Raw genomic sequence first — 6,994 nt, 5'->3', positions numbered from 1 at the left:
GGGGTATAGCCAAGCGGTAAGGCAACAGACTTTGACTCTGTCATCTCCCTGGTTCGAATCCAGGTACCCCAGCCAAAATGACCCGCTAGCTCAGTCGGTAGAGCATCTGACTTTTAATCAGAGGGTCAGGCGTTCGAATCGCCTGCGGGTCACCATTTCAATTAAATCATGCCCAGGTGGCGAAACTGGTAGACGCACAGGACTTAAAATCCTGCGGACCTCAAAATCCGTGCCGGTTCGATTCCGGCCCTGGGCACCATGATTGCGGGTGTAGTTCAATGGTAGAACTTCAGCCTTCCAAGCTGACTACGTGGGTTCGATTCCCATCACCCGCTCCATTGAAAAATAACTTACGATTATTCGTAAGTTTTTATTTTTTTCAAATATTTAGAGTTTTCTATTTGCTTGGAAAACTTTTTTATTTAAATTTAAGAATATCCAAAAAGTATTATATATAATGATTAGATATTTTATTCATTTTTTTTAATAATGATCAAATAAGTAAACCAAAAAATAATTCCGGTTAATAAAAAGATAAAAAATTCTGGTTTGTTTATTACTGCATTAATACCGTATTTAAATAAATTATATGTTATTAATAATAGTAACGCAAAAATGATAAATACATAGCTATATTTAGTTGCTTTTATCGTAGCTTCTTTCGTTTTTGCTAGTGCAACAATATTTTTATCAGCCTTATCAATCATTTTATCTTTTTCTAATTTTTCACCACTTAATAATTCAGTTACCGTAATGTCTAAAATATTAGATAAATCAATCATGATCGATGCATTAGGTAAACATTTTCCAGTTTCCCATTTACTTACTGCTTTTGAGGTGATATTTAATTTGTCGGCAAGTTGTTCTTGTGTTAATTTTTTATTTTTACGGCAGCTGGCAATAAATCTTCCTATCTTTTTTAAATCCATGAAATTCCCTCCGTTTCTAATTTTATTCTAACAAAATCCCTATCAATATTTAACCTACCAGTAGTTGAATTCAACATTTTTGAAGAAGAATTTTAAGAATCAATCAATTATTAAGATAAATATGTGATATAATTGATATATATGTTGTTGGAGGTAAAGAGAATGCTTACAAAACCAAAATATGGATGGACAATTTTTTCACTTGAAGGAACTAATGGATATGAGCTTAGTTATCTTGATGATATTGCCATTGAATGGCTTGATCAGGCTATTTTTGGCTTAGAAACAATGAAACCGTTTTGTGTTAAAGGTTTTTTAGAACCACTGCGCTTTTTATGTGTAGTTAGTTATTGGAACTGTCATATTTTAATTGAGGAAGATGGCCATTATCCAATCAGGGCTGATTCAGTCCATCATGAAGTGTCGTATACAAGTATGTTGGAATTTTGCCAGTATTTGTATGAAGATATCAATCAATATTTTGATGAGTGGGTTGATTTTGTGGAATATATGTATTTTCAAGAAAGTGATCGAGAAAATAAACAGATACTGCTTAAAGATAAATTAAATAAATTACAAAAGCTGATTATAGAAAAGAAAGAAAATTTTGGTGAGGATGACTCTTTCTTTTAATACAGTTTTAATCAGGGACATCAATTGGTGTCCCTGGTTTATTTGGAAATTGTTTTATTAACTAATTTTTGAAATTCGGGCGTGTCTTTTAAAAAAGCAGTATTTTCATCATTAATGATCGATTCAATAATCATTGTTTGCATTTTATTACTAAAATTATCATCAATTTGTTTGGTTTTAAGATGATGATATAATGGGGAATTGTTTAAAGTATAATTATCGGTTATTGCATTTAATAGTGAGATTAAAGTTGATATTGATTTATCTTTGTTTTTATTAGCTGAATAAAAAATAAAATCGGCTAAATAACGATTATAAGGCCACAAATCAAATAAATCACTATTTTTTTTATAAATATTAGCAATATATGAAGCATCTTCATTTTTCTCTTGTTTTAAAGCAATGTCTAATAATGTAAGCAAGATGTTTTGCGTTTTATTAATTGTTTGCAATAAATTTTCTTGTGCTAACTTGGATGCTTCAAAATAATTTTTTTGTGCTAATAAAAGTTTTATTCTGATTTGTTTTTTATCAACGTAATGAGGTTCAGGGATACTTTGCAATAAAGTGTTAGCTTTTTGATATTCTTGTTTGTTGATATATTTAGAAATCAACATTGATAGAGCTTGAGTTTTGATTTTTAAGTCCTGACAAGTAGTTAGCTGTTGATATAATTCTTCGATTTTGGTTTGATATTGTTTATAGTGTTTTGTTTTTGTAATTAAGATGCCATCTAATAACATAGCAATCTGTAATATTAACCTATAACAAGTAGGATATTCGCTTATTTTGGCTGTTGCTTGTTTGTAAATTTGATCAAAGTTCATGGTTTCGCTATTTAATGTTAATTCATTTAAAAACGTGGCAATTTCCTGATCGTTTAAATCATCTTTAAATGAAAGTAAAGTATTTAAGTCGGTTTGTAATAATCTAGCTAGAGCAGGTAAAAGAGTGATATCAGGGTAACAAATACCATTTTCCCATTTGTTAACAGCGGGTGTTGATACACCTAAAGCTAAGGCAACTTGCTGCTGGGTCATATTTTTTTCTAAACGTTTCGTTTTGATAATTTCATTGATCTTCATAGGTTTCTCCTTTTATATTAATATTATAATTTAGGTTTTGTTGCTTTACAATTAACTGGTAATCAAGATATTTGCTTGAAAATTAACTGTTGGTAATAATTTTTTTAAAAAAGTATTTTTTGTAGAAAAAATGAAGAATTTTAATTATGATTTAACAATTCATAATTTTTTTGCTATAATGGTAATGGTTTGAAATTGTACTGATGTTTAAACATTAGTACAATCTAGTCATGTAACAGGATAATGAAAGCTATATTTATGAAGATATTAAATCTATAAAAACATTAGTGATCATTAAATCTTTTAGTTATGATGATTAAAACCAATGATATAATTTTAACCATAATAATGGTTAAGTTTATATACAAAAGACCAAGATAGATGGGGTTTACCAAGTAATTGGTTTTGACACTATTAGATATTACAAGGAGGAAAATATGGAAAATTCTAAAGAAAACTCTAAGAAGATACTTTGGTATAACTTAGCGTTTATGGCGTTTTCAACAGTATGGGGTTTTGGAAACGTTGTTAATGGCTTTGTTTATTTCAATGGTATCCAAGTTATTTTTAGCTGGATCTTAATGTTTGCTCTTTATTTCGTACCATACGCTTTGATGGTAGGAGAATTAGGTTCAGCATTTAAAAATTTAGGTGGTGGAGTTAGTTCATGGATCCATGAAACAATGGGACCAAAATTAGCTTATTATGCCGGATGGACTTATTGGGCATGCCACATTACTTATATTGCCAGCAAAGGTAGCGGGGGTCTAAAAGCTTTAAGCTGGGCAGTTTTTAGAAATGCAGAAACTTATGATACTTTCCCAACACTAGGAATTCAGCTTGCTACATTGGCAGTGTTTTTATTCTTCTGCTGGGTAGCTAGCCGTGGGTTAAATCCGTTAAAGAAATTAGCGACTGTTGCGGGTACTAGTATGTTTATTATGTCAATTTTATATATTGTCATGATGTTTGCAGCACCAGCAATCAATCCTAATGGCGGTTTTGTGTCAATGGACTTTAGCTGGGATAAGATTGTTCCACAGTTTAATGTTAATTATTTTACATCACTTTCAATTTTAGTGTTTGCAGTAGGTGGTTGTGAAAAAATTTCACCATACGTTAATAAAGTTAAAGATCCATCAAGAGGATTCCCTAAAGGGATGATTGCTCTTGCTATCATGGTAGTAGTTTGTGCGATTTTAGGAACGATTGCAATGGGAATGATGTTTGATCCAACGGTTATCAATGCTAGTGAAGAATCATTTAACTCGTATGTATCAAACGGTGCTTATTGGGCGTTCCAATCTTTAGGTGAATATTATCACATTGGAGATGCCTTGTTAGTTATTTATGCATTATGTAACATGATAGGACAATTCTCAACATTGGTATTAAGTATTGATGCGCCACTTAGAATGTTATTAGACAATGAAGATGCACGTCAATTTATTCCAACTAAATTATTAAAGAAAAACAAATATGGTGCTTATGTCAATGGTATTAAAATGGTAGTTGCTTTATCAGGATCAATTATTTTAATTCAATCATTTGTACCAGGGGCAGCAGCGGTATTGGCACAATTGAATAAATTAAATTCAGTATGTATGCCACTTCGTTATTTATGGGTATTTGTTGCTTATATTGCTTTACGTAAGGCAATGGAAAAATTCCCGGCTGAATATCGTTTTGTTAAAAACCAGGCAATTGCCAAATTCTTTGGCTGGTGGTGTTTTTTAGTAACAGCAGTATGCTGTATTTCCGGTATGTATTCAACTGATGCTTTTACAATGTTATTAAATGTTGTTACGCCAATTGTTTTAACAGCATTAGGATTAATCATGCCAGCAATTAAAAAACGTGAAAAAAGCGTAACTGAATAAAATGCGAACATATCCTTTTGGTAATCCGGAAGGATATGTTATAATATCTTTATTAAACCTTAAACCCTCATAAAATGAGGGTTTTTTCTTATTTTTGTTACTAGTTTGTTACTAGTTCAGTAATAAATTGGTAACAAAAATAAGAGTTCATTGAACTCTTATTAATTCGATTGCATCTCTTAATTCTTCAACTGTTTTATGTGTATATCTTCTTAATCCAACATCTTTTGATTTGTGTCCCATAAGCATATCAATGCACTTTTTATTTGCACCAGCAGAATCAAGTAATGATCTAAATGTATGTCTTGCTTCATGTGGTGTCTTTCTCACATTGATCAGTTTAAGTACATCATAATAATACTTATAATATGCTGTCTGGTTAATCTGATGGTTGCCATCTTCAGTAATCAGATAATTTTGTGTTCTGTTTGCCCTATTTTCAACGATATGAGCGATTTTTGAGTGAATAGGTATAATTCTGTTCTTACCGCTTTTTGACTTGATACCGCCTTTAAAACAGTTGTTTTCAATAGAATCTAATGTTAAATTTAGAAATTCAGTTATTCTGAATCCAGTGTAAATGAGTATTAAAACTGTATCAGCCCATTCAACACCATCTTCATATAATTTCCACAACTGCTTAATTTCATCATCAGTAAATCTCTCTTTGGTTGTTTCTGGAATTGGTTCAGCAGTTGTCAATTGTGCATAGGATTTATTTATAACATCAAGTTCCAAAGCAAACTTATCAAGATGCCCAAATAAATTTTTTATTGCCCCTTGTGTAGAATAACCGCAACCGCAGTTGTCTATACAGTCTTGCATGTGTATTGTTCTAATATCTCTATATTTCATATCTTCAATACTGGAACAATGCTTATATGCTGATTTCATTGCCTTCTGTAAACTTTTACCCAGCTTTGGTAATCTCTTTTCTTCCCATAGATCATAGACTTCCTTAAAAGTCATTTTTCTAGCTTCAATATCGTATGGATCATGATTATATTCAGCCAACATAATTAAACCGTCATTTCTTGATTTGGCATAACCGATAATCTTATAAATTGGATAATGCTTTTCATTGAATCCAACTGTTTTTCTAACCATGTACGGTTTTCTTCTTGTTCCAGATAATTTTACAACACTTCCATAACCGTTTGGTAATCTCATTTTTTATTCCACCTTTCCTTGATTAACAAGTAGGTAAAATGATATAATTATTTTGTCGTGTTAGTCATTTCACCCACATGTGATTGATTGACATTTCACCCTTTGATATTGCCAGTATCGAAGGGTTTTTATTTTTTATAATTCAAAAGATTTTACAAAGGCAACATAGTTTTTACGTAATAATCTTTTATATAATTTTTCATTAAATTTTTCTTTATTAAATAAATCAGATATAATTTTTTTGAATAAGTCATATGGACAACAATTTATAGGTAATTTATATTCTTGGTATATTACATCTAACAATTCATCTTTATAATATACTTTTAAATCTATTAAATTTTCTAATATACCAGTGGTAAAAATAAAATCAATCCATTCTTTTTCTTTTAGTAATTCTTTTTTATCTATATGAAGTTTAAAAAATTGATAATTATACATACCGTTTAAATCATAATAAAATTCTAATAATAAATAAAATAAAGATTGATCATATTTTTCTTGCTCATAATATAATTTATAAAGATTATTACAAATGGTAGAAAAAACGTTATAATTATCATTTTTTAATTTCTTTCTTAATATGTTTTCAGCTATTATATAAAAATCCACATCAGTATATTTAATTCTTTCTGTTTCATATTCTTCTATTTCAATTTGTAAACTTGAGTGTTTATGTAATAGTATATAATCTTTATATAATTCAATAAAATTCTTACCTTTGATAGATAAACAATATAAATCATTTTTAGATAGAAAATAATTTAATTCTTGTTCATTGAGATTGTTTATAATTCTTTCTATTAAATCTTTTTTTCTACCTTTTTGTTCCAAATTATTTTTATTTAAAACATCTTTAAGTTCTTTTACTTTTAATGTATTTAAAACATCTTGTATCGAAGTTAATTCAAAATATCCTTCATTAATCATACTTTTATGATATTCTCTAGGATTGATAATGTTATATTTATAATGTAAATATTGTTGATATTCATGATTTTGTCTTATTTTAGTTCTATTTTGAGTATATAAGAAAATTGCCTTTTTTAGATTTTCATTTACATTATTAATATTAATTGAATTACAATTAGCATTAACGTTTGAATTTATAGTAACAGAAACTTTTATGTTTTTAATATTATTAGATATATCATTAGTTAATTCATTTATTAATTCTTTAGCTTCTTTTTTCATATCTTTTTTTCATTCCTTTCTTTCAATGATTACACGTTACAATTTATATACTATTTATATATTTTTTAAGAGATTATTATAATTTAATGTTTTTTACATTCCT

Annotated in this window: 6 protein-coding genes and 3 tRNA genes; 5 read left to right on the top strand and 4 right to left on the bottom strand. The window is 28.9% G+C overall.

Annotated features, from left to right (window positions below; translation table 11 throughout):
* Positions 1 to 79 precede the first annotated feature (79 nt).
* The 3 genes from J7M77_RS00905 to J7M77_RS00895 all read left to right on the top strand — a co-directional run bounded on the left by J7M77_RS00905 (position 80) and on the right by J7M77_RS00895 (position 338).
* A tRNA-Lys gene (locus J7M77_RS00905) sits at positions 80 to 155 on the top strand.
* Between the two features lie 15 nt (positions 156 to 170).
* Positions 171 to 259 (top strand) — tRNA-Leu (locus J7M77_RS00900).
* A gap of 5 nt (positions 260 to 264) precedes the next feature.
* Positions 265 to 338 (top strand) — tRNA-Gly (locus J7M77_RS00895).
* A gap of 132 nt (positions 339 to 470) precedes the next feature.
* Here J7M77_RS00895 and J7M77_RS00890 read toward each other — a convergent pair.
* Positions 471 to 929: a helix-turn-helix transcriptional regulator gene (locus J7M77_RS00890; protein WP_296875077.1), complete on the bottom strand. Its 459-nt coding sequence runs from the start codon at positions 927 to 929 to the stop codon at positions 471 to 473.
* Between the two features lie 162 nt (positions 930 to 1,091).
* Between J7M77_RS00890 and J7M77_RS00885 the strand changes: the two genes are divergently transcribed.
* Positions 1,092 to 1,562 carry a hypothetical protein gene (locus J7M77_RS00885; protein ID WP_296875075.1) on the top strand — a complete coding sequence of 157 codons (471 nt, stop codon included), beginning with the start codon at positions 1,092 to 1,094 and terminating at the stop codon, positions 1,560 to 1,562.
* A 38-nt stretch (positions 1,563 to 1,600) separates the two neighbouring features.
* On the opposite strand, the gene J7M77_RS00880 is transcribed toward J7M77_RS00885, so the two are convergent.
* On the bottom strand, positions 1,601 to 2,647 hold the full coding sequence (locus tag J7M77_RS00880; protein ID WP_296875073.1) for a helix-turn-helix transcriptional regulator: 1,047 nt from the start codon (positions 2,645 to 2,647) through the stop codon (positions 1,601 to 1,603).
* A 437-nt stretch (positions 2,648 to 3,084) separates the two neighbouring features.
* Between J7M77_RS00880 and J7M77_RS00875 the strand changes: the two genes are divergently transcribed.
* On the top strand, positions 3,085 to 4,527 hold the full coding sequence (locus J7M77_RS00875; RefSeq protein WP_296875071.1) for an APC family permease: 1,443 nt from the start codon (positions 3,085 to 3,087) through the stop codon (positions 4,525 to 4,527).
* A 147-nt stretch (positions 4,528 to 4,674) separates the two neighbouring features.
* On the opposite strand, the gene J7M77_RS00870 is transcribed toward J7M77_RS00875, so the two are convergent.
* Positions 4,675 to 5,697, bottom strand: a complete 1,023-nt coding sequence (locus J7M77_RS00870; protein WP_296875069.1) for a tyrosine-type recombinase/integrase — start codon at positions 5,695 to 5,697, stop codon at positions 4,675 to 4,677.
* A gap of 135 nt (positions 5,698 to 5,832) precedes the next feature.
* Complete coding sequence (locus J7M77_RS00865; RefSeq protein ID WP_296875067.1) at positions 5,833 to 6,891, bottom strand: SAP domain-containing protein; 1,059 nt, start codon at positions 6,889 to 6,891, stop codon at positions 5,833 to 5,835.
* Between the last annotated feature and the right edge of the window lie 103 nt (positions 6,892 to 6,994).

The sequence above is a fragment of the Thomasclavelia sp. genome, from assembly GCF_017889095.1.
Classification (GTDB): Bacteria; Bacillota_I; Bacilli_A; order Erysipelotrichales; family Coprobacillaceae; genus Thomasclavelia.
The sequence above is the reverse complement of the archived record's forward strand: the minus strand, read 5'-3'. Positions and strand labels throughout refer to the sequence as shown.